Genomic DNA, 27,000 nt, shown 5'->3' with positions numbered 1-27,000 from the left:
ATTATTTCTTATTTAAATGCTCTCCTGCTGGAATGTTCATTTTTTCAGTAAGCTTAGATATTTCATTTAAATCAATATCCCCTGTAAATGATACTACCACAGTTTCAATTTTTCTTTCCTTGCCGTTAATTTCAATTTTATCTTCAATATGTTTGTCTATACCGTTTACAAAAATTAAAAGTTCTTTTACATGGTCTTCATCTTTACCTTCTTGAACATAAAATTTCACCTCACTGCCTTCGTCTCTAACTTCCATTAATTCTTCTAATGAGCTAGAACGTGATTTTACCCATTTTGAAATATCAGACGAAATATCAGCATTATCTGTTACTATAGTTTTAAAACTTGTTATACTTTTAACCATATCCATAAACGCCTTTGCATCAGGATCACTAGTATCAACACCTACCTTTGCAATCATTTGAAACATTTTAGGCTTTATATTTACATAAGTTACATTTGGGTTATCACTATACTTTTCAAAAATATTTTTTTGAGCCATTCCTGTTAATGGCATCAACATTACGGCCATTATAAATATTATTAATCTTTTATTCATTATTACTTTATTTAAATTTATTGTTTTCATTTCTTTAATTTTTAATTGTTATTATTTAAAAATAATACTAGTTGTATTCTCTACTTCATTTAAGTAACCTAAGGCAGCTGTTCCTTTATCAACTTCGTTTAGATACCCAACAGCTTGAGTTCCTTTATTAAAGTGATTTGAAATCATTGCTAATTGTTTTGTTACTTCTTCTAAAGCCTGCTCGGGTTCACAATAAGTACCTAAATCATTGCAATTCTCTTCAATAATGTTACTATTAAAGTAAAACCCTAGCATAAGAACCGCTACTGCTGCAACAGAAATCCATTTGTAATTAAATTTTCTCTTAGTTTTTAATGGAACGTCTTTAGTAAACTGTTCTTTCTGGTTTCCCAAAAAATACTGAAACATAGGTTTATACATTTCTAAATGTGGCGCTACAGTTTCTTGAGAAAAATAGTTTTTTAACTGCTGCTCTTCTTTTAGCGTTGTTTCTCCGTTCTCGTACTTTTCAAGTAACTTTTCTATATTATCTAACACCATAATCATGTGTTTTTGTTAATTTTTCTCGTATTGTTTTTCTTGCTCTTGAAAGGGTAACACGAACTGCCGTGTTATTCATATCAAGCATTTTTGCTATCTCATCATAATCGTACTCCTCAATATCTCTCAACTGTATTATCATACGTTGTTGCTCTGGCAATTCCTGAATAATACGCCCAACCCAATCAACACTATCATTTAATTCAACTTGCTTTTGTAAAGGGGTATTCTTTTCTTCATAATTACTATGAACAATCTTTAAGTTTTGAGCTTGTTTAGACTTTAATTTGTCATAACAAAAATTTTTAGTCATGGTCATAGAAAAAGCTTCAACATTTTTATACTCTTTTATTTTTGCCTTATTCCTCCATAATTTTAACAGAACCTCTTGAGTTGCATCTTCAGCCTCTTCAGTAGATACCAGTAATCGTTTTGCTAAACGAAATACTTTATCTTTAAATGGCATTACAATATTTAAAAACTCTGCTTGAGTCATTTTTGGTTTGGTTTGGTTTTTTAGCTTTTCTGCTATTTGATATTACGACGACACACTTCCTTATTTGTTACAAAAATTTTTTATTACACAATAATGTAAGTAAATTTAAAGTTTTAAAGACTACTTATAAAAAATGCAAAATGAAAAAGTTTAAAGCCCTATTACTAATTCTTTTGACCCTGAGTATTGTTAGTTGCTTTGAAGATAGCGATGATAATATCATTCAAGCAAGTGAAATAAATGATTTTGTTTGGAAAGGTATGAATGCCTTTTATCTATATAAAGACAACATCCCTAATTTGGCAAATGACCGTTTTACAACTAATGAAGAATATGCAGATTATTTAAATGGTTTTTCCACTCCAGAAGAGTTATTTGAAAGTTTAATTCACGAACCGCTTGACGAATTTAGTTGGATTACAGATAATTATTTCGCAAATGAAGATCTTTTAAACGGTAAAACGTTAACTAACGGTATGCAATTTACTACTATTAGACGCTCTGATACCGACCCTGTAAGATATGGTATTATTCTATATGTATTACCAGGAAGCAGTGCCGATTTACAAGGTTTAAAAAGGGGGGATGTTTTTTATGCAGTTAACGGTACTGAATTATACTATAATTCGGCAAGCGATAACAATTATTCCTTATTTAGTTCGGACACTTACAGCATAGATTTAGGAACCTATAATACAAATAATACTCCAGAAACAAATGACGACTCTGTAACACCTCTAGGACAAACTATATCACTTACCAAAGAGGATTTTACAGAAAACCCTATACATGTTACTAAAACCATTGATGCTGGAAGTAAAAAAATAGGGTATCTGATGTATACTGGCTTTAACGGAAGTTCTTCTGAATTAAACGACGTTTTTGCTAACTTTAAAAGTGAAGGCATTACTGATTTGGTCTTAGATTTAAGGTACAATTCAGGTGGGGCTAGCAGTAAAGCTATATTGATGTCAAGCCTAATTACGGGTCAATTTACCGGAGATATTCTAATAAAAAGGTTTTATAATAATGATTTGCAGTCCTTATTTGAGGAAGAAGACGCTGAACTTTTGTTGGGCAGATTTATTAACAATGAAAATGGTATGTCTTTAAATAGTCTTAACTTTAATGAAGTTTACATTCTAACCTCTGGATGGAGTGCATCAGCAAGTGAACTTGTAATTAGTTGTTTAAACCCATATATTAACGTAAAACAAATTGGTACTAACACAAGAGGTAAATATCAAGGATCTATAACCTTATATGATTCACCTGGTTTTCTTAGTAAGGAAGGAATTAATCAAAACCACACATATGCCCTTCAGCCTCTAATATTTAAATATGCGAATATTAATGATTTCACTGACTTTGTTGATGGTTTAGTTCCAGAAATCACCTTAGCGGAAACTAGAACAAATCTTGGCGTTCTTGGAGATGAGAATGAACCTTTACTAGCTGAAGCCATTGGTGAAATAACTGGATCAGGAAAATTCATTAAACAAAAAGACCAAGCCATTTTTGAGCAAGATAAATTAGAACCCATAAACGCCATTGAACGCAGACTGATTGATGATAGAGAATTACCTAAACATATTTTAAACAAACTCATTTTTGAATAAACACATTACCTACTTTAACTGGAGTTCAGGAAAAGATTCAGCTCTAGCTTTGTATCATTTATTACAAGATAAAAACTACACTGTTAAGGAATTAATTACCACAGTAAATAGTCATTACAATCGTGTTTCTATGCATGGACTTAGAAATGAACTTTTAGTTGCACAAACTGATGCTTTAGGCATTAAATCCAGTTTTATTGAGTTGCCCGAAATGCCAGATATGGCAACCTATGAAACTATTATGAGTGCTACCGTTTCGAGGTTAAAATCTGAGGGATTTACACATACCGCATTCGGCGATATATTTTTGGAAGACCTAAGACAATACCGTGAAAACCAATTAGCTAAACAAGGTTTTAAAGCAGTCTTTCCTATATGGAAGCGTGACACCAAAGCACTTTTAAACGAATTTTTAGATCTAGGGTTTAGAACAATTGTTGTTTGTGCTAATTCTAAATACTTTGATGAAGATTTTGTTGGCACTGTTATAGATAAAACTTTTATTGAAAATTTACCTGAAGGCGTTGATCCATGTGGGGAAAACGGGGAGTTTCACACCTTTTGTTTTGACGGGCCTCTTTTTAAAAACCCTATAGATTTTACTATTGGCGAAAAGGTTTATCGTGAATATAACAACCCTAATACAGATGATAATGTTTGTAAAAGTGATTCAGATAAATATGGAGTTTGGTATTGCGATTTAATACCAAAATAAAAAACCTGTTAGATCAAAAGACCTAACAAGTTTTTAAAGGTTAAGTGGCAGATAACTACTTTAACTAGGTTTATCTAATCAAACCCACATTTAACTTACCCGTCTCTCTAAGGCAATAAAATGAGTTTTATTATCATTACTATATAGAGGAAAAATCTTCACTTCACATTCATAAGATTCACCATTCTTCTTGTAGTTAGTAATAACATCTTTAAATGGCAAATCACCTTTCAATTGAGATTTTATATTTTGCTTTACTTCAATTGAAGTTTCCGCTCCTTGTAGCAAATTTGGCTTTTTAGTTAGCACTTCAAACTTTGAATAACCAGTCATTTTTGAAAAACCAGAATTAACCCAAACTATCCTTTGGCATAAATCTGTAATAATGATAGCTTCAAATACTTCCTTATCAAAAATGTCATCTATATTACCTTGCCAATTTAATTTTTTGGCATAAGATTTCACTTTAACAATATCCTGCGCTCTGTCGGCAGCCATTAATCCTTTAAAATATCCTTCGCTATGGATATCCCAACTCATAAGAGGTGTTATTACATGTGATGGATATGTGATTTTCGAAGATATAGCATCATAGTCATCTTTACTTAATGATGATAGGTAGATATCTAATCCCTTCATATTATTCAGGTTGTGCTTCATAACTAAAAGTTTACAAACCTAACTGAAATCCAAGTCTTAAATTTCTTCCCTTTGTTACATAACCAGGTACGTCCTCATAGTCTTCATTTAATATATTATCAATACCAGCAAAGAATGTCATTTTGCCTTTTAAGGCTTTGTGGCTTGCATAAAAATTAACTAGACTAAAGCTTTCTAATATTGGTGAAAAACTACTTTCAAACCTATCATGAACATATTGATATGACAATGATGCAAAAGTACTATCTGAGAAATCATAACCTAAAAGAAAGTTTCCTTTATGCTTCGGAATTCTTCTTGCTTCACTTTCTTTATATTCAGTAAAGGCATAATTAGCCGTAATAGAAAACCCTTTAGTAGGTGAGGCATAAAGTTCAATTTCAGCACCTCTTGCATTTAAATCTTCTGTTGCGTTTTGATAGCCTCCGTTAATCCATAACACGGTATTTGATTCTTCTCTACTAAAGAAAAGACCACTAATTCTAAAGCCCTTATTTAATTTAAATTCAGCACCAGCCTCAATAGTCCTATTGTCTTCAGGCTCTAAATCTGGATTTGCTCCCCAATTTCCAAATAATTGAGATAAAGACGGCGCAATGAATGACGTGCTATAAGATCCAAATATTTTAGTATAGCTTTCTTCTTGATGCTTGATGGTATAAGACGGGTTAAAATTATAAGTAAAATGAGAACCGTATTCGCTGTGATTATTTAATCGTGCTCCAGCATTAATATTCAAACCAAAATCTGAAACATACACAAAATTAGCATATGGGTCTATAACACTAAATTCTTGCTCTCCTGAAAAAATTGCTTTATTATTGGCTAAATTTAAACCAACAATGGTATAAAAAGCATTATTAAAGTTATACTTATTATAGGCATCTAAAACATAATTCTTTGATTCAAACAAGGAAGGATATTGAGAAACAAACTCCCTTTCATATTCACTATAAGCTGCATTTATATTAACACTACCATTCTGGTATTTCAATTTAGAAGAAAGCCCAACTCTTTGCTGTGTATTATTAAACTCATCAGAAGTGTCAACTAAATTGAAATTGGAATCATAACCATCAATATCAGAATTCGTGTCTGTGAAATTACCATAAACATTTAATGAAAATGAGTTGCAAAACTTATAACCAAGGTTAACATCAACACCATATTGTGAAAACACATCCTTTTCGTTAGAATCGGTAGTGGCAGCTGAAAGGCCATCAGTAAAGCGATTGTTAAAAGCTGCACGATAAGTGAACTTATCTAAAGTTCCAGAAATAGCCACATTATTACTAAAATCTGCTATATTATAATTTTGGTCAGATTCAGACTGGTTTGTTCCAAAACTTGAAGAAAACACACCTTCAATTTTCTTAATACCTGCCTTTTTAGTTGTTATATTTACAACAGCAGAAGCTGCTCCACTTCCATACAAGGTACTAGCCGCACCTTTAATAATTTCAATAGACTCAATCTGAGCCAAGTTCAACAACCTAAAATCATACTCTCCATTAATTTGAGAAGGGTCATTTACTTGAATCCCATCAATTAAGACAAGTACTTGACGGTTTCTTCCACCTCGAACATAAACGCCTAGATTTTGCCCAGCATTACTTCGACTACCGTTAATTTCTATTCCAGACTGTGCACTAATTAGTTCTGAAACCGTTCTTCCCTGGTTTCTTTCAATGTCTAATTTGGTTATCTTAATAACCGTTTTACCAGAATTTTCACGTTTTAAAGCAAAACGTGAATCTGTTAACACAACTTCATCAAGTTGTTCAACTTTTGTTGAATCTGCTACCTTTTCTTGTGCAAACCCAAATACTGATATACCTAAACACAGTATACCAAAAACACTTGTTTTTTTGTTCATTTTAATAATAATTAATCGAGAATCGCATGGATTATCATACGTAAACTTTTATCCCGAAAGTTCAACTTATCTGTTTGAAATTGGCAGGTCTCCTGACTTGCGTCTTCATGTTGGTCTTCCCAGATTATCATCCAGTGACATTGAAGTGTAACATGAAGCTTTATAGCTTACAGTTGCGGGAACAGTTCTGGATTTTCACCAGATTCCCTTTTAATTAACATCCTTGTTTACTAGAACCAATTCTAGCACTCATAAAACAATTTTGCTAAACCAAAATTCGTTGCAAATGTACTATCTATTTTTATAATCAAAACTATTTTATTTAATAATTCTTAAAAAAAGGTTTCATATTTGTAATCTTAAACAAGATCAAAAATTCATGATATATTATATAACCGGAGGAGAAAGGTCTGGCAAAAGTAGTTACGCTCAAAATCTTGCATTATCATTTTCCCAAACACCAAAATATGTGGCAACATCGCGCATTTGGGGAGAAGATCATAGAAAACGAATTGACAGACATATTGCTGATAGAGATGAAAGGTGGACTTCTATAGAAGAGGAAAAAGAACTAGCATCTGTAATAAACAAAAATGATGTGGTAGTTATAGACTGTGTTACGCTTTGGCTTACAAATTTTTATGTTGACACCAAAAATGATGTTGAAAAATCTTTAGACCTAGCAAAATATGAATTTGAAAAATTACTAGAAATAAATGCCACAATTATTATAATTTCTAATGAAATAGGTATGGGAGTTCATGCACAAACAGAAATAGGAAGAAAATTCACTGAATTACAAGGGTGGATGAATCAATACATAGCCAAAAATGCTGATAGAGCTACCTTAATGGTTTCAGGAATCCCACTAAAATTAAAATAAATGAGTATTAAAACCAATTTAAAACAGGCATTGCAACATAAAATAGATTTAAAAACTAAACCTGTTGGTGCTTTGGGTGACCTGGAAACTTTAGCTTTTAAAATTGGCTGCATACAAAACACGGAAAATCCCAAAATTTCAAAACCAACTATAGTGGTATTTGCCGCTGATCATGGAATAGCCCAAAAAGGAGAAGTTAACCCCTTTCCTCAAGAAGTAACTGCCCAAATGGTTTATAATTTTGTAAACGGCGGAGCTGCCATTAACGTTTTTAGCACAACCAATACCATTGATTTAAAAATAGTAGATGCCGGAGTAAACCATAATTTTGATAGTAACTTACCTATAATAGATGCTAAAATTGACTTTGGAACCAAAAACTACCAAGTAGAGCCTGCTATGACCTTAGATCAGTGTCATGAAGCTTTAGAAAAATCTGGGGACATCATTTCAAAAATTCAAACAGAGGGCTGTAATACTATTGGCTTTGGAGAAATGGGTATCAGTAATACTTCATCCGCTGCCCTTTTAATGGCATACTTCATGAACCTTCCCGTAAAAGAATGTGTTGGTTCAGGTACAGGTTTAGATTCTGAAGGCATTAGTAAAAAATGCCAAATACTTTCAAAAGTTTTCAATACATACCATCCGCAAACACCTTATGAAGCTTTGGCAACCTTTGGAGGTTTTGAAATAGCCATGATATGTGGAGCCATTTTAAAAGCCACCGAACTAAAAATGACCATAATAATAGACGGTTTTATTGTTACCGCTGCCCTTTTAGTTGCAAAAGCTATAAATAAAAATGTTTTAGAGCACTGCGTATTTGCGCATAATTCTAATGAACAAGGACACAAAAAAATGCTTAAACACCTAAATGCAAAACCCCTATTATCTTTAGGACTACGTTTAGGAGAAGGCACTGGCGCAGCTCTAGCCATGCCTTTACTTAAGGCTGCTGTTAACTTTTTGAATGATATGGCCAGTTTTGAAAGTGCGGGTATAAGTGGCGAGTCTGAAAATAATTAATTATGAAAAAAGAACTGCAAATATTCCTTACAGCAATAATGTTTTTCACTAGAATACCTTGTCCTAAATGGGTAAATCATGACACTGATTTTTTACGACAAAGTTCAAAATATTTTTCGCTAGTAGGTATTATTGTTGGTAGCATTGGAGCACTAATTTTTTACGGATCAACTTTTATTTTCCCCAAGGAAATAGCTATTTTATTGAGTATGGTTTCAACCATTTACATAACTGGGGCTTTTCATGAAGATGGATTTGCAGATGTTTGTGATGGCTTAGGTGGTGGGTGGACAAAGGAAAAGATTCTTTTAATTATGAAAGATTCGCGTTTAGGTACATATGGAGCCGCTGGTTTAATATTAATTTTAGGGCTTAAATTTTCTAGTCTAAGAGAGTTACCAACATATAATATTCCATTGGTTTTAATTTCGGGGCACAGTTTGAGCAGATTCATTGCCACAACATTAATCTATACTCATCCTTATGTAAGAGACTCAGATGACAGTAAGGCGAAACCAGCAGCCAAAAATATGACCTTAAAAATGCTAATTGTTTGTGGTGTTTTTGGAATGGCACCTTTATTCTTTTTTAAAACTCCATTAGTGTTTTTAACTTTAATCACTACCTATTTAGCTAAAATGTATTTAGCCGCTAAATTTAAAAAATGGATAGGAGGACAAACAGGTGATTGTGCGGGTGCCGTTCAACAATTATGTGAAGTTGTTTTCTACCTAAGCCTTATAATTCTATGGAAATTTATCTAGTTAGACATACAACACCTAAAATTGAAAAAGGAATTTGTTATGGTCAAGCTGATTTAGATTTAACCCATACCTGGAAAACTGAATTTAAAGAAGTAAAAACAAAGCTACCTTCAAGTAATGATATTAAAATTATTTCGAGTCCCTTAAGGCGTTGTGCCTTATTAGCTCAAAATCTTGGAAAAGACCTTACCTTAGATGACCGTTTAAAGGAATTAAATTTTGGTGACTGGGAACTTAAAGAATGGAATTTCATACCCGAAAAGGAAATTAACCCTTGGATGAAAGATTTTGTAAATGTTCAGACTCCCAATGGAGAATCTTACACTCAATTAGCTTCCAGGGTATTTTCATTAGCTGAAGAAGTAATAGCTTCAAAAGAATTTAAAAAAGTCATTATTGTTTCACACGCAGGCCCCATTAGAGCAATACTTGCAAAAATATTAAACATTCCTTTAAAAAATTCTTTTAAAATAAAAATTGAATATGGCGATGTTTTCTTCATAACAAAAGAGGACAACCAGCTTAAGTTAATAACGGATATTAATCTATAAGTTGCAAATTTGCAAAATTGTAATTACTTGAAACAACCTTCTCCTTTATTTTAACAGGTATTCGGTTCTTAAAAAATGGCGCATTCACAACTAAGGTATGAAATTCACCGTTTTCCCCACAAGCATCTACACCCATAGACTCAAATTCAGAAATAATTGAAGCATCAATAGTTTTTCCTAAAAATTCGGATCCTAAATCCTGATTACATGATACAATTATAGCCTCTATACCTACATCTATCATTTCTAAAACTAATTGTTTTCGGTCTCCTTGCCACAAAGGTAAAACAGCCACTAAATTGGCAGCATCGGATACTTTCTCTTCCCAAGCTTTGTGACTTTCAATATCTATATCTCCAAAAACTGTATGAGATATGGGATAATCCATTGCAACCTTTTTCAGATTTTCAATATATTTTTCTTCATAATCTTCCCAAGTACTACTAAAAAAATGAATTGGTAAACTAAGAGCATCTGCCTGAGCCTGCAAAACTTCTTTTGTTATACCATGAGAGCGCGACCTATCTCCAAATTCGTTCATTACATTTAAAAGAACACTAGGTTTAAAACCGCTTTCAATTGCCTTATAAAATGCATAACAACTATCTTTACCACCACTCCAAGAACATAAGAATTTCATCTAAACCAGTTTTATTCCTCAAAAGTAATTCTAAGTATACGGTATTACAAAAAAATTAGTGACCTTTGAATTTCAAATTTACACCATGCGTTTTTTATCTCTTTTTTCTATTTGTTTTCTAATATTAGTCTCTTGTAAGGAAAGTAAAGGCTCCAAGCCAATCACGACTAAACTTAAGGCGAAAAAAGAAGTTTTAAAATATGCAAATGGGTTTTCAATAACGGATTATGGTACTTATAAAGAAATTATTGTTACGTCGCCTTGGCCAAAAAGTAATGATACGTTTCGTTATATTATTGTAAAAGAAGGGAATGAAAACCCAAAAAATATTAAGGCTAATGCCATTATTCAATTACCCATTGAAAAAGTAATTGTAATGTCAACAACAAATATTCCATCTTTGGAATATTTAAATATTGATAGCAAACTTGTTGGTTTTCCTTCCACAAAATTTATTTCATCAGAAAAGACAAGAGCAAGAATTGACAAAGGAGAAATTAAAGACCTTAACAATGATCTAGATTTAAACATGGAACTATTAATAGATCTGCAACCAAATTTGGTGATAGGCTTTTCTGTAAATGGAAATAACAAAACTTTAAATCAAATAGAAAAATTTAATATTCCTGTAGTTTTAGATGGAGCATGGACTGAACAACATCCACTTGGTCGTGCAGAATGGATAAAATTTGTTGCTGCACTTTTTAATAAAGAAAAAGAAGGTGATAGTATTTTTAACACAATAGAATCTAATTATCAAAAAGCAAAAAAACTAGCTGCTAATATTAAAAACAGACCAATTGTTTTTTCAGGATCTATGTTTAAAGATGTATGGAATGTACCTGGAGGCAAGAGTTTTGTTGCTAAATATTTAGAAGATGCTAATGTTAACTATCTTTGGAAAGACAATAACGCTAATGGAAGTTTGCAGTTAAATTTTGAAAATGTTCTCGATAAAGCTCAAAATGCGGAATTTTGGATTGGAGCTGGATCATTTAAAACAAAAGAACAAATGATTGACCAACATAAAGGATATAGTTACTTTAATGCTTTTAAAGCAAATAACATTTACACATATACAAATAAGATTGGACCTGGTGGCGGGTTGTTGTATTATGAATTGGGCCCTTTAAGACCTGATTTAATACTAAAAGATATTATTAATATAACGCACCCAACAGTTTTAGAAGATTATAAAAACTTCTTTTTTAAACGTTTAGAATAATTGGCAGAAACTAAAACCTTTCATATTCAATTTATAGTACTATCTGTACTTCTATTACTGTGCTTCTTTATAAATATAAGTTTAGGGTCGCTTTCTATTCCCAATAAAGATATTTTAAACATACTTCTGGGGAATAGCCCTAATATTCCCTGGCAACATATTATTTTAGATTATAGGTTACCCAAGGCATTTACTGCTATTATTGTTGGTTCTGGTTTAGGCATTTCTGGACTTTTAATGCAAACCCTTTTTAGAAACCCTTTAGCGGGACCTTTTGTTCTTGGTATAACCTCTGGAGCCAGTTTAGGGGTAGCCATTGTTACCATGGGAGCTTCCTTATTTGGAGGTGTTTTATTTGGAATTTTAGCTTCTAAATGGAGTTTAGTTGTATCTGCTACTTTGGGTAGTTTTTTAGTTCTTCTTATTGTTTTAATTGTCTCTACAAAAGTTAGAGACACCATGGCCATTTTAATTATTGGTCTCATGTTTGGAAGTATTACTGCCGCCGTAGTTAACATTCTGTCATATTTTAGCTCTGCTGAAGAATTACAGCAATATTTCTTTTGGGGTTTTGGTAGTCTTGGAAATCTAGACTGGAAGGAACTATTTATCCTATTCCTTATTTATTTTATTGGTATAGTCATTAGCACTACATCTATTAAAACTTTGAATACCCTTTTGTTAGGCGAAAATTACGCCAAAAGTTTAGGTATTAACATTCAGAAAAGCAGATTAATTATTATAATTTCCACCAGCCTGCTGGCAGGTACTATAACAGCCTTTACGGGACCTATTGCATTTGTAGGATTAGCCATACCACATATTACCAGACAAGTATTTGGCACTTCAAACCATAAAATACTTTTACCAGCAGTATTTTTAATGGGTGCTTTAATTTTGCTTATTTGCGATAGTATTTCACAGTTACCAAATAGCGATTATACTTTGCCTATTAATGCTATTACATCCTTAGTTGGTGCTCCTGTTGTCATTTGGTTATTAGTTAGAAAACGAAAAATGATATTTTAATGGAAGATAAAAACCAACATATCGTTTTAAGGACAGAAAACCTTTCAATTGGGTACACATCCAAAAAGAATAATAATATTGTGTCTTCCAACATTAATATTGAACTACTTAAAGGTGAGTTAATAGGTTTAATTGGAGCCAATGGTATTGGTAAATCTACCCTTTTAAGAACCTTAACCGCAGTTCAACCAAAGCTTGAAGGAAACATTTTCATTAATGCCAAAGAATTAAATGCATACTCAAATATTGATTTGGCAAAGTCTCTTAGTTTGGTACTCACGGAATCCTTACCATCTAAGAATTTTACAGTTTTTGAATTGGTAGCCTTAGGGAGACAGCCATACACCAATTGGCTTGGAAACTTATCTGATACAGACCTCGAAATTGTAAACAATTCCTTAACTCAAATAAACATTGAAGACTTAAAAAATAAAAAATGTTTTGAGTTAAGTGACGGACAGCTTCAAAAAGTAATGATTGCCAGAGCCTTAGCTCAGGATACCGATATAATTATTCTGGATGAGCCAACTACACATCTTGACATGTATCATAAAGCTTATATTCTTAATCTTCTTCAAAAGTTAGCTAAAGATACTAATAAAACAATTTTATTTTCATCCCATGAAATTGACTTGGCTATTCAATTGAGTGATAAATTAATAGTAATGGATAATAACAAAGTAGTTTCAGACCAACCATGCAACTTAATTTCTAACGGTACTTTTAACGAGCTATTCCCTAAAGATTTAATCACTTTTGATGAAAAAACAGGAAGTTTCAGGATTAAGAAATAACCTTTTATTTCTGCTTAATTTTCACTAAATTCACGTGCCTGAATTTGAGCACTATATGAAGTTCAACTACTTATGGGGTGTTTTATTAACCTAAAACCTTCCTACAATGAAAACTAAATTAAGTATCATTCTCTCAGGAACAATTATAGCAACCTTAGTATTTTTTGTACTTAATAAACCTAATAACAATTTAAAGGTTAAACCTAAACTTGTTGTAAGCAAAATTAAATGCACCCCGCCTACCTTTTTGTTGGAAGATGTAGACACCACCCAACAGATTTCTCCTTTGTTTGAAAACTTAGGCAATCACACCTATAAAATTTCTACAATTAATGAAAGAGCGCAACAATTCTTTAATCAAGGAATAAGGTTGGCTTATGCTTTTAATCATGCCGAGGCTCACCGTTCTTTCATGGAGGCCTCTAGGTTAGATCCAAATGCGGCAATGACCTATTGGGGGCAGGCTTATGTTTTAGGCCCTAATATAAATGACCCATTCCCGGATGATGAAAGAAAAGAAAAATGCAATGAAGCTATTGAAAAAGCAAAAAAATTGATTTCAAAAGCCTCCACTAAAGAACAAGCTTTGATTAATGCTTTAAGTCATAGGTATTCAAAAAACTTATCAAAAGGAATTGATACACTTAACTTAGAGTACATGACTGCAATGGAAAAAGTTGTAAAACTATTTCCTGAGGACACTAACATACAAACGTTATATGCGGCTTCAGTAATGAATACCACTCCATGGAATTATTGGGATGTAGAAGGTAATGCTCAACCTAATATTAAAGAGGCCAAAGCAGCACTTGAAAAAGCAATAGAATTAGACCCTGACAATCCGGGAGCACATCATTACTATATTCATATGGTTGAACTTCCAAAGCCTGATTTAGGCGTACCCTCAGCAGACAAGCTTGGAAAACTTATGCCTGCAGCGGGTCATATAGTACATATGCCGTCACATATATACATTAGGGTTGGAAGATATAAAGATGCTGTTAAGGCAAACCAAAAAGCTATTTTAGCCGATGAAGATTATATTTCGCAATGTTACGCTCAGGGTATGTATCCCTTAGGTTACTACCCTCACAATATTCATTTTTTATGGTCGGCTTCTAGTTTATTAGGCGCTAGTGATATTGCCATTGATGCAGCAAAAAAAACAGCTGAAAAAGTTCCTGTTGGAGAAATGGAAGAACTCCATTTTCTACAAAACTTTGCAGCTACTCCCTTATTAGCATATACTCGATTTGGAAAATGGAATGATATTTTGACCTATCCAAAACCAAACGACAGTATAAAACATTTAAATTTGATATGGCATTACTCTAGAGGTATTGCATTTATCAAAAAGAATAATTTAAAAGAAGCTGAAGAAGAACTAGGGTTTATCAAAAACTATATATCAGATACTGATTTTGAAAATAACATGGCAACAGGCTTTGATTCTGGAACCACCATTGCAGAATTAGCCTTTGAAATTGTTTCGGGAGAAATGGAATCAGCTAATGGAAATTTTGATGCAGCCATTAAACACCTAAAAAAAGCCGTTGAAATTGAGGATGGGTTAACTTATAACGAACCTTCTGCATGGCATATACCACCTAGGCAAAATTTAGGAGCCGTTTTAATGAAGGCAAAACAATATGAGACTGCCGAGAAAATTTATAAGGAAGATCTAGAAATTCTGAGACAAAATGGGTGGTCTTTAATAGGGCTTTACAATGCCTTAAAGGCACAAAATAAAATGGACGAAGCTCTTAATATAAAACAAGAATTTAACAAAGCTTGGAAAGATGCCGATATTGAAATAGACACATCTGTTTTGTAATTTTTATCAACATAAATTTATTAGTTCAACTATTTCCTCTTAAAAAAATTATCTTTGGTTAAACTTTAATTTTTAAATGAACGAAAGTATAATTTTAATTCTTGCCATACTTATTTCTGGCGGTATTGGTGTATATATTGGTAAAACAATTTCTAAACTTAAAAGCAAAGGTGAACAGAGTACCTTAGAGGAACGCAACTCAAACTTGCAACAACAATTGAATGATTTTAAGTTGCATTCTGAATCTGAAAAGGAACAACAAGACAAAGCATTCAACAATCAAATCACTGAACTAAAAGAAAACCTTTCTAAAATTGAATCAGAGAGAGAGGAGATTCGTCGTGAAAAAGAATTTCTTAATTCTGAATTGACTAGAAAAAATACGGAGTTCGAAAATCTTCAACAACAAAACTTAAAACGTGATAAAGAATTAGAGGAGCGCCAAGAACAATTGCGTAAAGACTTTGAACTGTTAGCAAATAAAATCCTAGAAGAAAAGTCTAATAAATTCACTGAGCAAAATAAAGAAAATATCAAGAATATTTTAAATCCTTTACAAGAGAAAATCCAAGGATTTGAGAAAAAGGTTGAGGATTCTCAAAAAGAAAGCATTAGTATGCATTCGGCTTTAAAAGAACAACTTTTAGGTCTAAAAGACCTCAACCAACAAATGACAAAAGAGGCAACCAATTTAACCAGAGCTCTTAAAGGTGATAGCAAAATGCAAGGAAATTGGGGTGAATTAGTTTTAGAACGTGTGCTAGAAAAATCTGGTTTAGAAAAAGACCGCGAGTATTTTGTACAACAAAATTTTACAACAGAAGATGGCTCTCGTGTATTACCAGATGTGGTTTTACATCTACCAGATAGTAAAAAAATGATTATTGACAGTAAAGTATCTTTAACAGATTATGAGCGTTTGGTAAATGCAGAGGACGATGATAAAGACAAATTTTTAAAAGCGCATACTAACTCTGTTAAAAAGCATGTTGAACAATTATCGGCTAAAAACTACCAAGATCTATATGATATAGAATCACCAGATTTCGTGTTAATGTTTATTCCTATAGAACCTGCATTTGCTGTAGTTGTAAATGAAGATAACAGTATTTATAACAAGGCCTTTGAAAGAAATATTGTTATTGTAACACCTTCTACTTTGTTGGCTACATTACGCACCATAGACTCTATGTGGAATAATGAAAAGCAACAACGCAACGCTATGGAAATTGCGAGACAAGCAGGAGCACTTTACGATAAATTTGAAGGTTTAGTAAAAGATTTAACTGGTGTTGGCAAAAGAATAGATGACGCAAAAAAAGACTATTCTGCTGCTATGAATAAGTTAGTAGACGGGCGTGGAAACCTTATAACAAGTGTTGAAAAGCTCAAAAAAATGGGTGCTAAAGCTAAAAAATCGCTCCCTGAAGCTATAATAAAACGTGCCGAAGAAGACTAATATTATTCCATAAAAAAGGAATACACTTGATTATTCCACAAAAAAGGCATATATTTGATTATTCCACAAAAAAGGAATAATATTAATTATATATGACAAGTGTTATAACAGGAGATATTATTAAATCCAGAGAAACAATCCCTTCCATATGGATTGATGCCCTAAAAACATCATTATCCTCATTAAACCCAGACAACAGATTTTGGGAAATATATAGAGGTGATAGCTTTCAAATTGAAATAGCAAACCCTTCAGAAAGTTTTTTAGCAGCAGTCTATATTAAAGCATGCATAAAAACCATTAAAGGCTTAGATGTTAGATTAGCTATAGGTATTGGAGACAAAACCCATGAAGGTAAAGATGTAACAGAATCTAACGGCGATGCTTTTATTTTTTCTGGAGAAACCTTAGAGACTTTAAAAAAAATAAAGCAAAACCTTCAAATTAAAACTCAAAATATTGAACTAAATAAGGAACTCAATCTATATTTTAAGTTACTATTAGTAAATATTGATAATTGGACAATTAATTCTGCAGAAATTGTTAAACTTAGTATAGATAACCCAAATGCATTACAACATGATTTAGCCAAAATGATAAATACTAAACAAGATGCCGTAAGTAAACGTCAAAAGCGCGCTGGTTTAGAAAATATATTAGAACTAAACCAACTATACCAAAAAAAAGTTAGTGTACTATGATTCTCTTTTTAAAATTATTTTTAGCCCATATTTTGGGCGATTTTTTTCTTCAACCTACAAAATGGGTTAAAGAAAATGAAAAGAAAAAACTAAAATCACCGAAGATATACATCCATGTGCTTCTTCATATTGTAGTTACGGCTCTAATTCTTTGGGATATAACATTATGGCCAATTGTTGTAATTATCGGGGTTTCACATTTTATAATAGACGCTCTCAAACTCAGCCTTCAAACTAAAAAAACAAGGAGGCGCTGGTTTTTTATAGATCAGTTATTACATATTTTGGTTATTGCTATTTGCTGTTTCATTTTTTCAGAAACGTCTTTAGACTTAAAATCTCTTTTTACTGAAAAGGTTATTTTGCTCATTTCTTGTTTATTGTTTTTAACATTACCCGTATCTATTATTATGAAAACCATTTTTTTAAAGTGGAATATTTCAGAACTCACTAAAAATAATGAATCGTTAGAGGATGCAGGTAAATATATTGGTATTTTAGAGCGCATTTTAGTGTTCTTATTCATAATATTAGGACATTGGGAAGCTGTTGGTTTTCTAATTACTGCCAAATCCGTTTTTCGATTTGGAGATTTAAGAGATTCTAAAGACAGGCAACTCACGGAATATATTTTAATAGGTACACTAATAAGTTTTGGTATTTCCATTGCAACAGGAATAGTTTATAATTTAATTATATAAGGCATGTTTAAAAGCGCAAAAGAATCTCAAGTCACAATTACAGAGTTAATGCTTCCGGCAAATTCAAACTTTAGCGGAAAAATACACGGTGGATATATTTTAAATTTAATGGATCAGATTGCATTTGCCTGTGCCTCTAAGCATTCTAGACATTATTGTGTAACCGCTTCTGTTAATCGTGTTGATTTTCTAAACCCAATAGACGTTGGTGAATTAGTTACTTTAAAAGCTTCAGTAAACTATACAGGAAGAACATCTATGGTAATTGGAGTTAGAATTGAGGCAGAAAATATTCAAACAGGTGTAAAGAAACACTGCAACTCATCATATTTCACTATGGTAGCTAAAGATGAAAAAGGAAACAATGTTCCAGTTCCTGGATTAATTTTGGATAACGAACAAAGTGTTAGACGCTTTTCAAGGAGTATTGCTAGACAGGAACAAGCTAAAAAAAGAACTACACTTTTTAAATCTTCAGAATTTAAAATTGAAGAACATATTGACGCCTTAAAACATCATAATGTGAAAATTACGCTATAATTAAAAGTGAAGATATATTAATCAATAAAAAAGCCGCTTTAAAGCGGCTTTTTTATTGAGATACTTAATACTTATTTACTTAAGTACATTTTTCGTCTTGAATATAAGTCATAGAATTCATCATCCTTTAAACTATCAATAAACAAAATACTTTCTCCTGTACTCTTCATTTCTGGACCTAAGTTTTTATTCACATTAGGAAATTTATTAAATGAGAACACCGGCTGTTTTATAGCATAACCTTCTAATTGAGGGTTGAAATTAAAGTCTTTAACTTTCTTTTCTCCTAACATTAACTTTGTAGCATAATTTACATAAGGTTCTCCGTAAGCCTTTGCAATAAATGGTACCGTTCTAGATGCTCTTGGGTTAGCTTCAATAATATAAACCACATCATCTTTTACAGCAAACTGAATATTGATTAGACCTACCGTATTTAGAGCTAAAGCAATTTTCTTAGTGTGATCTTTTATCTGCTGCATTACAAATTCACCTAAATTAAAAGGAGGTAAGGTAGAGTTACTATCACCTGAATGGATACCACAAGGCTCTATATGTTCCATAATACCAATAATATAAACCTCTTCTCCATCACAAATAGCATCGGCTTCTGCTTCAATTGCCCCTTCTAAATAATGGTCTAATAATAGTTTATTATTAGGAATACTTTGCAATAAACTAACAACGTGTTTTTCTAATTCCTTTTCATTAATAACAATCTTCATTCCTTGACCACCTAAAACATAAGATGGTCTAACAAGAATAGGAAAATCTAATTCTTTTGCAACCTCTAAAGCTTCATCAGCAGTTTCAGCCGTATCAAATTGTGGATAAGGAATATTATTCTCTTTTAATAATGTAGAGAAGCTTCCTCTATCTTCAGCTAAATCTAAAGATTCAAAACTTGTTCCAATAATTTTAATACCGTATCTATCTAACTTTTCAGCTAGTTTTAAAGCTGTTTGTCCTCCTAATTGAACAATAACACCTTCTGGTTTTTCATGCTTAATAATATCATAAATATGCTCCCAAAAAACAGGCTCAAAATATAACTTATCAGCTGTATCAAAATCTGTAGAAACAGTTTCTGGGTTACAGTTAATCATAATAGTTTCATAACCACACTCAGCTGCTGCCAACACACCATGCACACAACAATAATCAAACTCAATTCCTTGTCCAATTCGGTTTGGTCCAGAACCAAGAACTATTACCTTCTTTTTATCTGACACTATGCTCTCATTATGAGAATAACGTTCTCCTCCTGCTACTTCCATTTCACTTTCAAATGTAGAATAGTAGTAAGGCGTTTTAGCTTCAAACTCTGCCGCACAAGTATCAACCAACTTATAAACTCTATTTATGTTAAGAGCTTCACGCTTATTATAAACCTCACTTTCTAAACAACCAAGCATATGGGCAATTTGTCTATCACCGTAACCTTTTTGCTTAGCTTCTAATAAAAGTGGTTTTTCTATAGAATCTATATTAAACGTTGAGATTTCTTTCTCTAAGAAATAAAGTTCTTCATATTGTCTTAAGAACCACATATCTATTCTAGTAATCTCGTGAATTCTACTTAATGGAATTCCCATTTTAATAGCATCATAGATAATAAAAACTCTATCCCAAGATGCAAATCTTAACTTCTCAATAATCTCATCATAATTGGTATTTTCTTTACCATCTGCACCTAAACCATTACGCTTAATTTCTAAAGACTGCGTAGCTTTATGTAATGCTTCTTGGAAAGAACGCCCAATACCCATCACCTCACCTACAGCTTTCATTTGAAGCCCTAAAGTTCTATCAGACCCTTCAAATTTATCAAAATTCCAACGTGGTATTTTTACAATCACATAATCTAATGTTGGCTCAAATAAAGCCGAAGTTGACTTAGTTATTTGATTGCTTAACTCATCTAAATGATAACCCATTGCTAATTTAGCTGCAATTTTTGCAATTGGATATCCTGTTGCTTTACTTGCTAATGCAGAAGAACGAGATACCCGTGGGTTAATTTCTATGGCAATAATTTCTTCTTGGTCATCTGGACTAACTGCAAATTGCACATTACATCCGCCAGCAAAATCACCAATGCTTCGCATCATATGAATAGCCATATCACGCATTTTTTGGTACGTGGTATCACTTAAAGTCATTGCCGGTGCAACAGTTATGGAATCTCCAGTATGGATTCCCATAGGGTCCATATTTTCAATAGAACAGATGATTACTACATTACCATTAGAGTCTCTTAACAACTCTAACTCATACTCTTTCCACCCCAATAATGCTTTATCTATCATTACCTCATGAATTGGAGATATTTCTAGTCCTCTTCTTAGTAATTCATCAAAATCTTTTTCTTCATATACTATTGAAGCTCCAGCACCACCCAAAGTAAACGAAGAACGTATACATAATGGGAAACCAAACTCTTGAGCTATTTCTTTTCCTTTTAAGAAAGATGTAGCCGTTGCTTGTGGTGCCATTCCAACACCAATTTTACCCATTAATTCTCTAAACTGCTCTCTATCTTCTGTAATGTTAATAGCATCAATATTAACACCTATAAGCTCTACATTAAAATCTTTCCAAATACCTTTTTCATCTGCTTCAATAGCTAAGTTTAATGCTGTTTGCCCTCCCATTGTAGGTAAAACAGCATCTATTTGAGGATGCTCTTTAAGAATTTTTATTATTGATTTGGTGTTTAAAGGCAACAAATAAACATGATCCGCCATTGACGGGTCTGTCATAATTGTTGCTGGATTGGAATTAATTAAGATTGTTTCAATTCCATCTTCTCGTAATGATCGTAATGCCTGTGAACCAGAATAATCAAACTCACACGCTTGCCCAATAATAATGGGACCCGAACCAATAATTAGTATAGATTTTAAATTTGGATTTTTTGGCATTTTAATATAGTATTCTTGTTTTAATAAATTATTTGCAAAAGTAGTAATTACGAAACATAAAAAAAGGCGCTACACTTAAGCAACACCTTTAATTTATAAACAATTGTTAATCATTATTTTTTATGTCTTGTTTCAGATGATACAGACAACTTCTTTCTTCCCTTAGCTCTTCTACGTGCAAGTACTTTTCTTCCATTAGCAGAAGCCATTCTTTCTCTGAAACCATGTTTGTTTCTTCTCTTTCTTTTTGATGGTTGAAACGTTCTTTTACTCATTGTCTTATATCTTTAAATACTGAATTGTAATTTTTAAAATCTGATTTTGACCTTTTCTCAAAACTGCGTGCAAATATACAACAGTTTTTTATTTCACAAACTCATTTTAATAATATTTTTTATAGAAAAATTTAGTTTCTTTGCAATTCAAAACAATATTGCTCAAAACGGAGGCTTTTTAGCCTTTAGTAATACTCAAAATAGAGATATGTACAACAAAATTATAAAATTAATAATAGCCGCTGGAATTATTGCTTATGCGGTATATCAATTTACTGAGGGATATATTGGAAATGGTATTTCATTAATATTATTATCAGGAATTTTTATTTTCCTGTATTTTAAAAACGAATTTATTCTACTTGCTTTTTTAAGGTTACGTAAGCAAGATTTTGAGGGTGCAAAAAGGTGGTTAAACAAAATTAAAAACCCGGAAAGTGCCTTGGTAAAAAAACAACAAGGGTATTACAATTATTTGCATGGGTTAATGATTATGCAAGACAATATGAATGAATCTGAAAAATACTTCAAGAAGGCCATTAGTTTAGGACTATCTATGAAACATGATTTGGCAATGGCTAAATTAAACCTTGCAGGTATAGCATTTTCAAAACGTAGAAAGCAAGAAGCTCAAAAATTATTAACTGAAGCACAACAACTAGATAAACATGGCATGCTAACAGATCAGATTAAAATGATGAAGCAAAACATGAAACGTGCTGTAGGACCAAACCAACATTACGGTACGGGTGGATCATTAAGATCTCAAAAAAGAAGGAGTAGATAATTTAATTATAGTTTAACTTCTACTTCTGGGTTTATTTTTTGAATAGCTTTTACAAAGCCCTCTCTATTCTTTGGTGAAATAATTATAGAGTCAAACTTACCAAACTTAAGCTCAATTCTTTTAGTTAAAGAAGCAGCAGGAGAAGATAATAGACTTTTTGTTTTTGTGATGGACTTTATAGAAACAATAGGTATCTGTTTTCTATAAACAAAGCCACAAGTTAATTTTAAAATCTTATTCGATTCAATAGTATAATTTATACTATGGAAAATATACCAAATAAAAAATAATGTGAAAATTTGAACTCCTGTTACAATAAATATTTCACTCTTCGATTCATTTCCTATAACAGAGAAAGCACAAACAACCAGAATAAAAAGTGTTATTACAGCTAAAAACTTATAACTTATCTCTGATTTAAAGGTCATACTTAATTTAAATCATAATACCCTTCTTTAGGTATTTCAATTTCGTAAAGTTTTCTAGATTTATTATTAAGATGTCTTTCTCTTAACCAAGGATTATGTAGCTTTAATATTTTGTAGTTAATTCCAAATTTTAGTGCGAACTTAGAAAAATCAGTTACAGCTGTATCAACCTCAACCTTAAACGTAGGGATATTGCTATACAAATCTTTTTCTCTAAAATTAAATCCATATTTATTCGGATGAGATAATATCTCTTTTAATGCCACAATTCTAAAAAGGTAACGCCCAGTTTCTTCCCCCAAAAGCAAACTATAATAATCCGTTACATTTTGTTCCTTTAACCTTCTAGAAACACCAGCTTTACCTGCATTATAAGCAGCTGCAGCAAGTGTCCATGAACCTAAACTTTCTTTTGCTTCAATTAAATATTTACACGCTACTTCAGTGGCCTTTTCTAAATGATAACGCTCATCAACATTACTATTTACTTCTAAACCATTTTCTCTTCCTGTAGCCTTCATTATTTGCCAAACACCTCTGGCACCAGCAGGTGACACCGCATTTGTTAAACCACTTTCTATAACTGCTAAATATTTAAAATCGTCTGGCACACCATGTTTGGCTAAAATTGGCTCAATAATAGGAAAGTACTTTTTAGACCGTTTAAACATCAATAATCCATTAGATTGCCAATAGGTGTTTACTAATAACTCCCTATCCATTCGTTCAAGAATATCAGGATTATTTAATGGAAGTGCTTCTCCTGCAAAATCTAAATTTTCAGGAACCTGAAGCGCATAAACGTTATAATCGTTTATTAATTTTTTTTCAAAGTTTTCATCGGTTGGGGCATCTTGTAGGGCAAAAATAAATAATATACATAAACTTAGCAATCCTACACACGCCAAAATGCGTTCTACTGTCTTCATCATAAAAGTTTTTCTAAAATTAACAAAAAAGCACTAATACTCAAGAATAATATCAGCCAAATGTGCATTAAACCACCTATATTTATTGATAATCATAATATGAGTTCCGTTTGGAATGATAATACAATTACTTATATTTTTAATTGGAAAGACTGCATCATTATCACCATGAATATGTACAATATCATTATCAAACTCTTTTTGCCCCCAACTTACCATTTGTTTAATAGCCCAACTTAAATATAGATTATCATTAACTGAAAGGTATCTTTTATAAAGCTTTAAGCGCTTCGTAAAATTCTTTCCGAAGGCATACTTTTCCAATATATCAATTTTGGCAGCTAGTTGTGTTGGTAACAATTTGTACACACCTGTAGATCCTGCTAATTGCATGTGCATTGGTATTTCTTGTTTAGATTTTACACTAGAAACAATGATTAACTTCTTAACATTTAAATGTTTACTCATCTCTTGAACTAATACACCTCCAAATGAAACCCCCAATAAAACTGGGCTATCATGATGAATGTTTTCACTCATTCTTAATGCGTAGCTTGTTAGGGTTTCTTCTTCAAGAGGAAGTATCCATTCTAAATAATGCAATCTAAATTTATCTTCAGGAAGATTAATATGCTCAAAAATTAATGGGCTTGCTGCCATACCAGGCATTAGATAAACATGTATTAACTCTTGACTCATAAGCTATTAACACTCATTTTACTTTATGTTAACATTTTTTTTTCGTACTTTTGCAAAACAAAGTTAAATAAATAGCACTTACTATTTAACTCATTCCTAAAAGAAACAAAAAATAAACATTATGGTTGATGCAGCTGAACTAATAGACAATGATTTTTTACGTCAATATGAGATTAAAATTGATAATCATTTAGCTAAAATTGAATATTCTTTACAGGAACGAAAAATATTCTTAACTAAATTAATTATTCCAGAAGAAATTCAAGATGAAGACTTTAGCAAAGAATTTTTAGCTGCTGTTTTTGAACAGATTCAAGAACGCAACTTAAGCGTTGTTCCTACTAGTCCTGAAATTGCAAAATTTGTAAGAAGGAACAGAAAATATAAGCGCATGCTTCCTGTTGGAGTAAGAATATAAGTTTATAAAAGTAAAAACATAAAAAAGCCGAAACTTTAAGTTTCGGCTTTTTTAATTAGTAGTTCTCTACTACATCTGATATTTTATTATAGATTAAATCTTGTTGACCATCATTTATAACAAATTGTTTTTCTGAATTAATCACATAAACCCATTTATGCTCATCATCTTCAATAGTTATTGCATCTCCTTCAATACTCCAACTGTATATTGCAACACTTGAGCCTACCCCTTCAGATAGTCCATCGGTTCTAAAAACACTTTTAACAGTTTTATTTGACGCAAAAGTTAATTCGTGTATTGTATTGAATTCTTCTCCAATTTCAATGTTTTCCCATACTCCAACAATATCATTATAATTATCAACTCCTTCCACGGAACATGATAAAAATGACAAGGTAAATAATAATACTAGGAATAATTTATTATAAGTTTTCATAAGTAGGTTTTTGGGGGCGAAATAAATTTCACATCTAAATTACATTTAAGCCACCCTTACATCAAATAAAATCGTTTAACCTTTAATAAAAACAGACAAAACCAACTATTTATCTACAAATAAAGCATTTATGAATTCAAAACGCACTATTCCATCTTTATCTATTTTAGTTAATTCTACCTCATGTAAAGTATTAACCAACTCAGGATTCCAAGGTGTTTTAACTTTCACGTAGTTCTCGGTAAACCCATGAATAAAACCCTCTTTATTTTCGCTTTCAAACAAAACAGTTCTTTTTGAACCTATCTGACCTTCATAAAAAGCACGTCGTTTTTTAACAGATAAACCGCGCAGCATCTTACTACGCTTACTTCTTACATTATTAGGTACAACACCATCCATTTCAGCAGCCTCGGTATTGTCTCGTTCTGAATAAGTAAACACATGTAAATATGAAATGTCTAACCCATTCAAAAAATTATAGGTTTCTAAAAAGTGTTCATCTGTTTCTCCTGGAAAGCCAACAATAACATCAACACCTATACAGGCATGAGGCATAACCTCTTTTATTTTAGCAACCCTATCTATATACAACTCTTTCATATAACGACGTTTCATCTTTTTCAAAACTTCATTACTACCACTTTGCAATGGCACATGAAAATGAGGCACAAATGCTCTTGATTTAGATACTAAGTCTATAGTTTTATTCTTTAACAAATTTGGTTCTATTGATGAAATTCTTAAACGCTCTATACCTTCAACTTTATCAAGTTCTGTTACTAAATCTAAAAAGGTATGTTCATGTTTTTTGTTACCAAATTCGCCCTTTCCATAATCACCAATATTAACACCTGTAAGTACAATTTCTTTAATGTTTTGAGCTGAAATCTCTCTGGCATTATTCAGAACATTTTCCATAGTATCACTTCTAGAAATACCTCTGGCTAATGGAATAGTACAGTAGGTACATTTGTAATCACAACCGTCTTGAACTTTTAAAAATGCTCTGGTTCTATCTCCTATAGAATACGATCCTACATAAAAGTCGGCATCCTCAATCTCGCAAGAATGTACTTCTCCGAAATCATTTTTGGTAAGGTCATTTAAGTAATCTGTAATTTTAAACTTTTCAGTAGCACCCAGCACTAAATCAACCCCATTTACATCGGCTAAGGCCTCTGGTTTTAATTGTGCATAGCAACCAACTGCGGCAATGAATGCCTCATTATTTGCTTTTTGAGCTTGCTTTACAATGGTTTTAAAACGTTTATCCGCATTTTCAGTAACCGAACACGTATTAATCACATATATATCAGCCTTTTCAGAAAAATCTACCCTATCAAAACCCTCATTTATGAAGCTCCTTGCAATTGTTGATGTTTCAGAAAAATTAAGCTTACAACCTAAGGTATAAAATGCAACTTTTTTGTTCATTATATTTTGTTATCCTGAACTTGTTTCAGGATTTTATAAAATTTATCTTTACCATTAA

The 27,000-nt window shown here is 32.0% G+C and carries 29 protein-coding genes and 1 riboswitch; of the genes, 16 read left to right on the top strand and 13 right to left on the bottom strand.

Annotated elements, in window-relative coordinates:
* Position 1: 1 nt before the first annotated feature.
* From N1F78_RS10645 to N1F78_RS10635, 3 genes are read right to left on the bottom strand one after another with little or no spacing between them, the layout of a single operon-like run.
* Entirely contained in the window at positions 2 to 589 is a 588-nt protein-coding gene (locus N1F78_RS10645; RefSeq protein ID WP_406683142.1) for a DUF4252 domain-containing protein, read from the bottom strand.
* Between the two features lie 21 nt (positions 590 to 610).
* Positions 611 to 1,090 carry a hypothetical protein gene (locus N1F78_RS10640; protein WP_406683141.1) on the bottom strand — a complete coding sequence of 160 codons (480 nt, stop codon included), beginning with the start codon at positions 1,088 to 1,090 and terminating at the stop codon, positions 611 to 613.
* Entirely contained in the window at positions 1,077 to 1,586 is a 510-nt protein-coding gene (locus N1F78_RS10635; RefSeq protein WP_406683140.1) for an RNA polymerase sigma factor, read from the bottom strand. The genes N1F78_RS10640 and N1F78_RS10635 overlap by 14 nt, the downstream gene beginning before the upstream one ends.
* Positions 1,587 to 1,726: 140 nt before the next feature.
* Between N1F78_RS10635 and N1F78_RS10630 the strand changes: the two genes are divergently transcribed.
* Complete coding sequence (locus tag N1F78_RS10630; RefSeq protein ID WP_406683139.1) at positions 1,727 to 3,205, top strand: S41 family peptidase; 1,479 nt, start codon at positions 1,727 to 1,729, stop codon at positions 3,203 to 3,205.
* On the top strand, positions 3,198 to 3,920 hold the full coding sequence (locus tag N1F78_RS10625; RefSeq protein ID WP_406683138.1) for an ATP-binding protein: 723 nt from the start codon (positions 3,198 to 3,200) through the stop codon (positions 3,918 to 3,920). The genes N1F78_RS10630 and N1F78_RS10625 overlap by 8 nt, the downstream gene beginning before the upstream one ends.
* Positions 3,921 to 4,010: 90 nt before the next feature.
* Here N1F78_RS10625 and N1F78_RS10620 read toward each other — a convergent pair whose 3' ends face one another.
* Both N1F78_RS10620 and N1F78_RS10615 read right to left on the bottom strand, forming a co-directional pair.
* Positions 4,011 to 4,580: a PAS domain-containing protein gene (locus N1F78_RS10620; RefSeq protein WP_406683137.1), complete on the bottom strand. Its 570-nt coding sequence runs from the start codon at positions 4,578 to 4,580 to the stop codon at positions 4,011 to 4,013.
* Positions 4,581 to 4,590: 10 nt separating this feature from the next.
* On the bottom strand, positions 4,591 to 6,456 hold the full coding sequence (locus N1F78_RS10615) for a TonB-dependent receptor plug domain-containing protein (RefSeq protein WP_406683136.1): 1,866 nt from the start codon (positions 6,454 to 6,456) through the stop codon (positions 4,591 to 4,593).
* Between the two features lie 64 nt (positions 6,457 to 6,520).
* Positions 6,521 to 6,712, bottom strand: a riboswitch (cobalamin riboswitch).
* 123 nt (positions 6,713 to 6,835) lie between these two features.
* Here N1F78_RS10615 and N1F78_RS10610 point away from each other — a divergent pair.
* Genes N1F78_RS10610 through cobC form a run of 4 tightly spaced genes read left to right on the top strand, consistent with a single transcriptional unit; the run spans position 6,836 to position 9,683 of the window.
* Positions 6,836 to 7,339, top strand: a complete 504-nt coding sequence (locus tag N1F78_RS10610; protein WP_406683135.1) for a bifunctional adenosylcobinamide kinase/adenosylcobinamide-phosphate guanylyltransferase — start codon at positions 6,836 to 6,838, stop codon at positions 7,337 to 7,339.
* Positions 7,340 to 8,368 carry a nicotinate-nucleotide--dimethylbenzimidazole phosphoribosyltransferase gene (gene cobT / locus N1F78_RS10605; protein ID WP_406683134.1) on the top strand — a complete coding sequence of 343 codons (1,029 nt, stop codon included), beginning with the start codon at positions 7,340 to 7,342 and terminating at the stop codon, positions 8,366 to 8,368.
* Between the two features lie 2 nt (positions 8,369 to 8,370).
* Entirely contained in the window at positions 8,371 to 9,132 is a 762-nt protein-coding gene (locus N1F78_RS10600) for an adenosylcobinamide-GDP ribazoletransferase (RefSeq protein WP_406683133.1), read from the top strand.
* On the top strand, positions 9,117 to 9,683 hold the full coding sequence (gene cobC, locus N1F78_RS10595) for an alpha-ribazole phosphatase (RefSeq protein ID WP_406683132.1): 567 nt from the start codon (positions 9,117 to 9,119) through the stop codon (positions 9,681 to 9,683). Before N1F78_RS10600 ends, cobC begins: the two co-directional genes overlap by 16 nt.
* Here the strand turns inward: cobC and N1F78_RS10590 are convergent.
* Positions 9,673 to 10,323: a diphthine--ammonia ligase gene (locus N1F78_RS10590; RefSeq protein WP_406683131.1), complete on the bottom strand. Its 651-nt coding sequence runs from the start codon at positions 10,321 to 10,323 to the stop codon at positions 9,673 to 9,675. The genes cobC and N1F78_RS10590 overlap by 11 nt on opposite strands.
* 85 nt (positions 10,324 to 10,408) lie before the next feature.
* Here N1F78_RS10590 and N1F78_RS10585 point away from each other — a divergent pair, with 85 nt between their 5' ends.
* The 8 genes from N1F78_RS10585 to N1F78_RS10550 all read left to right on the top strand — a co-directional run bounded on the left by N1F78_RS10585 (position 10,409) and on the right by N1F78_RS10550 (position 18,606).
* Positions 10,409 to 11,548 carry an ABC transporter substrate-binding protein gene (locus N1F78_RS10585; protein ID WP_406683130.1) on the top strand — a complete coding sequence of 380 codons (1,140 nt, stop codon included), beginning with the start codon at positions 10,409 to 10,411 and terminating at the stop codon, positions 11,546 to 11,548.
* Positions 11,549 to 12,577, top strand: a complete 1,029-nt coding sequence (locus tag N1F78_RS10580) for a FecCD family ABC transporter permease (RefSeq protein ID WP_406683129.1) — start codon at positions 11,549 to 11,551, stop codon at positions 12,575 to 12,577.
* Complete coding sequence (locus N1F78_RS10575; protein WP_406683128.1) at positions 12,577 to 13,371, top strand: ABC transporter ATP-binding protein; 795 nt, start codon at positions 12,577 to 12,579, stop codon at positions 13,369 to 13,371. The genes N1F78_RS10580 and N1F78_RS10575 overlap by 1 nt, the downstream gene beginning before the upstream one ends.
* Positions 13,372 to 13,477: 106 nt before the next feature.
* Positions 13,478 to 15,205 (top strand): hypothetical protein, encoded by a 1,728-nt coding sequence (locus N1F78_RS10570; RefSeq protein WP_406683127.1) that lies wholly within the window; start codon positions 13,478 to 13,480, stop codon positions 15,203 to 15,205.
* A gap of 76 nt (positions 15,206 to 15,281) precedes the next feature.
* The gene (gene rmuC, locus N1F78_RS10565; RefSeq protein WP_406683126.1) at positions 15,282 to 16,664 is read left to right on the top strand and encodes a DNA recombination protein RmuC; all 1,383 of its coding nucleotides are present in this window, start codon (positions 15,282 to 15,284) and stop codon (positions 16,662 to 16,664) included.
* Between the two features lie 92 nt (positions 16,665 to 16,756).
* Entirely contained in the window at positions 16,757 to 17,365 is a 609-nt protein-coding gene (locus tag N1F78_RS10560) for a transcriptional regulator (RefSeq protein ID WP_406683125.1), read from the top strand.
* Complete coding sequence (locus tag N1F78_RS10555) at positions 17,362 to 18,066, top strand: DUF3307 domain-containing protein (RefSeq protein ID WP_406683124.1); 705 nt, start codon at positions 17,362 to 17,364, stop codon at positions 18,064 to 18,066. Before N1F78_RS10560 ends, N1F78_RS10555 begins: the two co-directional genes overlap by 4 nt.
* A 3-nt stretch (positions 18,067 to 18,069) precedes the next feature.
* A complete protein-coding gene (locus N1F78_RS10550; protein WP_406683123.1) occupies positions 18,070 to 18,606 on the top strand; it encodes an acyl-CoA thioesterase in 537 nt (178 codons plus the stop codon).
* 71 nt (positions 18,607 to 18,677) lie between these two features.
* Here the strand turns inward: N1F78_RS10550 and carB are convergent, their stop codons facing one another.
* Both carB and rpmH read right to left on the bottom strand, forming a co-directional pair.
* Positions 18,678 to 21,530 carry a carbamoyl-phosphate synthase large subunit gene (gene carB, locus N1F78_RS10545; RefSeq protein ID WP_406683122.1) on the bottom strand — a complete coding sequence of 951 codons (2,853 nt, stop codon included), beginning with the start codon at positions 21,528 to 21,530 and terminating at the stop codon, positions 18,678 to 18,680.
* Between the two features lie 113 nt (positions 21,531 to 21,643).
* Positions 21,644 to 21,805 (bottom strand): 50S ribosomal protein L34, encoded by a 162-nt coding sequence (gene rpmH, locus N1F78_RS10540; protein ID WP_027878648.1) that lies wholly within the window; start codon positions 21,803 to 21,805, stop codon positions 21,644 to 21,646.
* Positions 21,806 to 22,013: 208 nt separating this feature from the next.
* Here rpmH and N1F78_RS10535 point away from each other — a divergent pair, with 208 nt between their 5' ends.
* Positions 22,014 to 22,592 carry a tetratricopeptide repeat protein gene (locus N1F78_RS10535; RefSeq protein ID WP_406685685.1) on the top strand — a complete coding sequence of 193 codons (579 nt, stop codon included), beginning with the start codon at positions 22,014 to 22,016 and terminating at the stop codon, positions 22,590 to 22,592.
* A gap of 5 nt (positions 22,593 to 22,597) precedes the next feature.
* On the opposite strand, the gene N1F78_RS10530 is transcribed toward N1F78_RS10535, so the two are convergent.
* From N1F78_RS10530 to N1F78_RS10520, 3 genes are read right to left on the bottom strand one after another with little or no spacing between them, the layout of a single operon-like run.
* Positions 22,598 to 23,020: a PH domain-containing protein gene (locus tag N1F78_RS10530; protein WP_406683121.1), complete on the bottom strand. Its 423-nt coding sequence runs from the start codon at positions 23,018 to 23,020 to the stop codon at positions 22,598 to 22,600.
* 2 nt (positions 23,021 to 23,022) lie between these two features.
* On the bottom strand, positions 23,023 to 23,949 hold the full coding sequence (locus N1F78_RS10525; protein ID WP_406685684.1) for a lytic transglycosylase domain-containing protein: 927 nt from the start codon (positions 23,947 to 23,949) through the stop codon (positions 23,023 to 23,025).
* Positions 23,950 to 23,982: 33 nt separating this feature from the next.
* Entirely contained in the window at positions 23,983 to 24,648 is a 666-nt protein-coding gene (locus tag N1F78_RS10520) for an alpha/beta hydrolase (RefSeq protein WP_406683120.1), read from the bottom strand.
* 121 nt (positions 24,649 to 24,769) lie between these two features.
* On the opposite strand from N1F78_RS10520, the gene N1F78_RS10515 reads away from it, so the two are divergent.
* On the top strand, positions 24,770 to 25,066 hold the full coding sequence (locus tag N1F78_RS10515; RefSeq protein WP_406683119.1) for an N-acetyltransferase: 297 nt from the start codon (positions 24,770 to 24,772) through the stop codon (positions 25,064 to 25,066).
* Positions 25,067 to 25,121: 55 nt separating this feature from the next.
* Here N1F78_RS10515 and N1F78_RS10510 read toward each other — a convergent pair whose 3' ends face one another.
* Together N1F78_RS10510 and mtaB are read right to left on the bottom strand one after the other, a co-directional pair.
* Positions 25,122 to 25,505: a hypothetical protein gene (locus N1F78_RS10510; RefSeq protein WP_406683118.1), complete on the bottom strand. Its 384-nt coding sequence runs from the start codon at positions 25,503 to 25,505 to the stop codon at positions 25,122 to 25,124.
* A 105-nt stretch (positions 25,506 to 25,610) separates the two neighbouring features.
* Positions 25,611 to 26,942, bottom strand: coding sequence for a tRNA (N(6)-L-threonylcarbamoyladenosine(37)-C(2))-methylthiotransferase MtaB (gene mtaB, locus N1F78_RS10505; RefSeq protein ID WP_406683117.1), 1,332 nt, complete (start codon positions 26,940 to 26,942; stop codon positions 25,611 to 25,613).
* Positions 26,943 to 27,000 lie beyond the last annotated feature (58 nt).

It is taken from the genome of Seonamhaeicola sp. MEBiC01930, assembly GCF_045277075.1.
GTDB lineage: Bacteria > Bacteroidota > Bacteroidia > Flavobacteriales > Flavobacteriaceae > Seonamhaeicola.
The sequence above is the reverse complement of the archived record's forward strand: the minus strand, read 5'-3'. Positions and strand labels throughout refer to the sequence as shown.

What these genes read in the sequence shown, in the direction of transcription:
- N1F78_RS10645 (WP_406683142.1), bottom strand. Translation starts at nt 589, where the DNA reads ATGAAAACAATAAATTTAAATAAAGTAATAATGAATAAAAGATTAATA.
- N1F78_RS10640 (WP_406683141.1), bottom strand. Translation starts at nt 1,090, where the DNA reads ATGGTGTTAGATAATATAGAAAAGTTACTTGAAAAGTACGAGAACGGA.
- N1F78_RS10635 (WP_406683140.1), bottom strand. Translation starts at nt 1,586, where the DNA reads ATGACTCAAGCAGAGTTTTTAAATATTGTAATGCCATTTAAAGATAAA.
- N1F78_RS10630 (WP_406683139.1), top strand. Translation starts at nt 1,727, where the DNA reads ATGAAAAAGTTTAAAGCCCTATTACTAATTCTTTTGACCCTGAGTATT.
- N1F78_RS10620 (WP_406683137.1), bottom strand. Translation starts at nt 4,580, where the DNA reads ATGAAGCACAACCTGAATAATATGAAGGGATTAGATATCTACCTATCA.
- N1F78_RS10615 (WP_406683136.1), bottom strand. Translation starts at nt 6,456, where the DNA reads ATGAACAAAAAAACAAGTGTTTTTGGTATACTGTGTTTAGGTATATCA.
- N1F78_RS10610 (WP_406683135.1), top strand. Translation starts at nt 6,836, where the DNA reads ATGATATATTATATAACCGGAGGAGAAAGGTCTGGCAAAAGTAGTTAC.
- cobT (WP_406683134.1), top strand. Translation starts at nt 7,340, where the DNA reads ATGAGTATTAAAACCAATTTAAAACAGGCATTGCAACATAAAATAGAT.
- N1F78_RS10600 (WP_406683133.1), top strand. Translation starts at nt 8,371, where the DNA reads ATGAAAAAAGAACTGCAAATATTCCTTACAGCAATAATGTTTTTCACT.
- cobC (WP_406683132.1), top strand. Translation starts at nt 9,117, where the DNA reads ATGGAAATTTATCTAGTTAGACATACAACACCTAAAATTGAAAAAGGA.
- N1F78_RS10590 (WP_406683131.1), bottom strand. Translation starts at nt 10,323, where the DNA reads ATGAAATTCTTATGTTCTTGGAGTGGTGGTAAAGATAGTTGTTATGCA.
- N1F78_RS10585 (WP_406683130.1), top strand. Translation starts at nt 10,409, where the DNA reads ATGCGTTTTTTATCTCTTTTTTCTATTTGTTTTCTAATATTAGTCTCT.
- N1F78_RS10575 (WP_406683128.1), top strand. Translation starts at nt 12,577, where the DNA reads ATGGAAGATAAAAACCAACATATCGTTTTAAGGACAGAAAACCTTTCA.
- N1F78_RS10570 (WP_406683127.1), top strand. Translation starts at nt 13,478, where the DNA reads ATGAAAACTAAATTAAGTATCATTCTCTCAGGAACAATTATAGCAACC.
- rmuC (WP_406683126.1), top strand. Translation starts at nt 15,282, where the DNA reads ATGAACGAAAGTATAATTTTAATTCTTGCCATACTTATTTCTGGCGGT.
- N1F78_RS10560 (WP_406683125.1), top strand. Translation starts at nt 16,757, where the DNA reads ATGACAAGTGTTATAACAGGAGATATTATTAAATCCAGAGAAACAATC.
- N1F78_RS10555 (WP_406683124.1), top strand. Translation starts at nt 17,362, where the DNA reads ATGATTCTCTTTTTAAAATTATTTTTAGCCCATATTTTGGGCGATTTT.
- N1F78_RS10550 (WP_406683123.1), top strand. Translation starts at nt 18,070, where the DNA reads ATGTTTAAAAGCGCAAAAGAATCTCAAGTCACAATTACAGAGTTAATG.
- carB (WP_406683122.1), bottom strand. Translation starts at nt 21,530, where the DNA reads ATGCCAAAAAATCCAAATTTAAAATCTATACTAATTATTGGTTCGGGT.
- rpmH (WP_027878648.1), bottom strand. Translation starts at nt 21,805, where the DNA reads ATGAGTAAAAGAACGTTTCAACCATCAAAAAGAAAGAGAAGAAACAAA.
- N1F78_RS10535 (WP_406685685.1), top strand. Translation starts at nt 22,014, where the DNA reads ATGTACAACAAAATTATAAAATTAATAATAGCCGCTGGAATTATTGCT.
- N1F78_RS10530 (WP_406683121.1), bottom strand. Translation starts at nt 23,020, where the DNA reads ATGACCTTTAAATCAGAGATAAGTTATAAGTTTTTAGCTGTAATAACA.
- N1F78_RS10525 (WP_406685684.1), bottom strand. Translation starts at nt 23,949, where the DNA reads ATGAAGACAGTAGAACGCATTTTGGCGTGTGTAGGATTGCTAAGTTTA.
- N1F78_RS10520 (WP_406683120.1), bottom strand. Translation starts at nt 24,648, where the DNA reads ATGAGTCAAGAGTTAATACATGTTTATCTAATGCCTGGTATGGCAGCA.
- N1F78_RS10515 (WP_406683119.1), top strand. Translation starts at nt 24,770, where the DNA reads ATGGTTGATGCAGCTGAACTAATAGACAATGATTTTTTACGTCAATAT.
- N1F78_RS10510 (WP_406683118.1), bottom strand. Translation starts at nt 25,505, where the DNA reads ATGAAAACTTATAATAAATTATTCCTAGTATTATTATTTACCTTGTCA.
- mtaB (WP_406683117.1), bottom strand. Translation starts at nt 26,942, where the DNA reads ATGAACAAAAAAGTTGCATTTTATACCTTAGGTTGTAAGCTTAATTTT.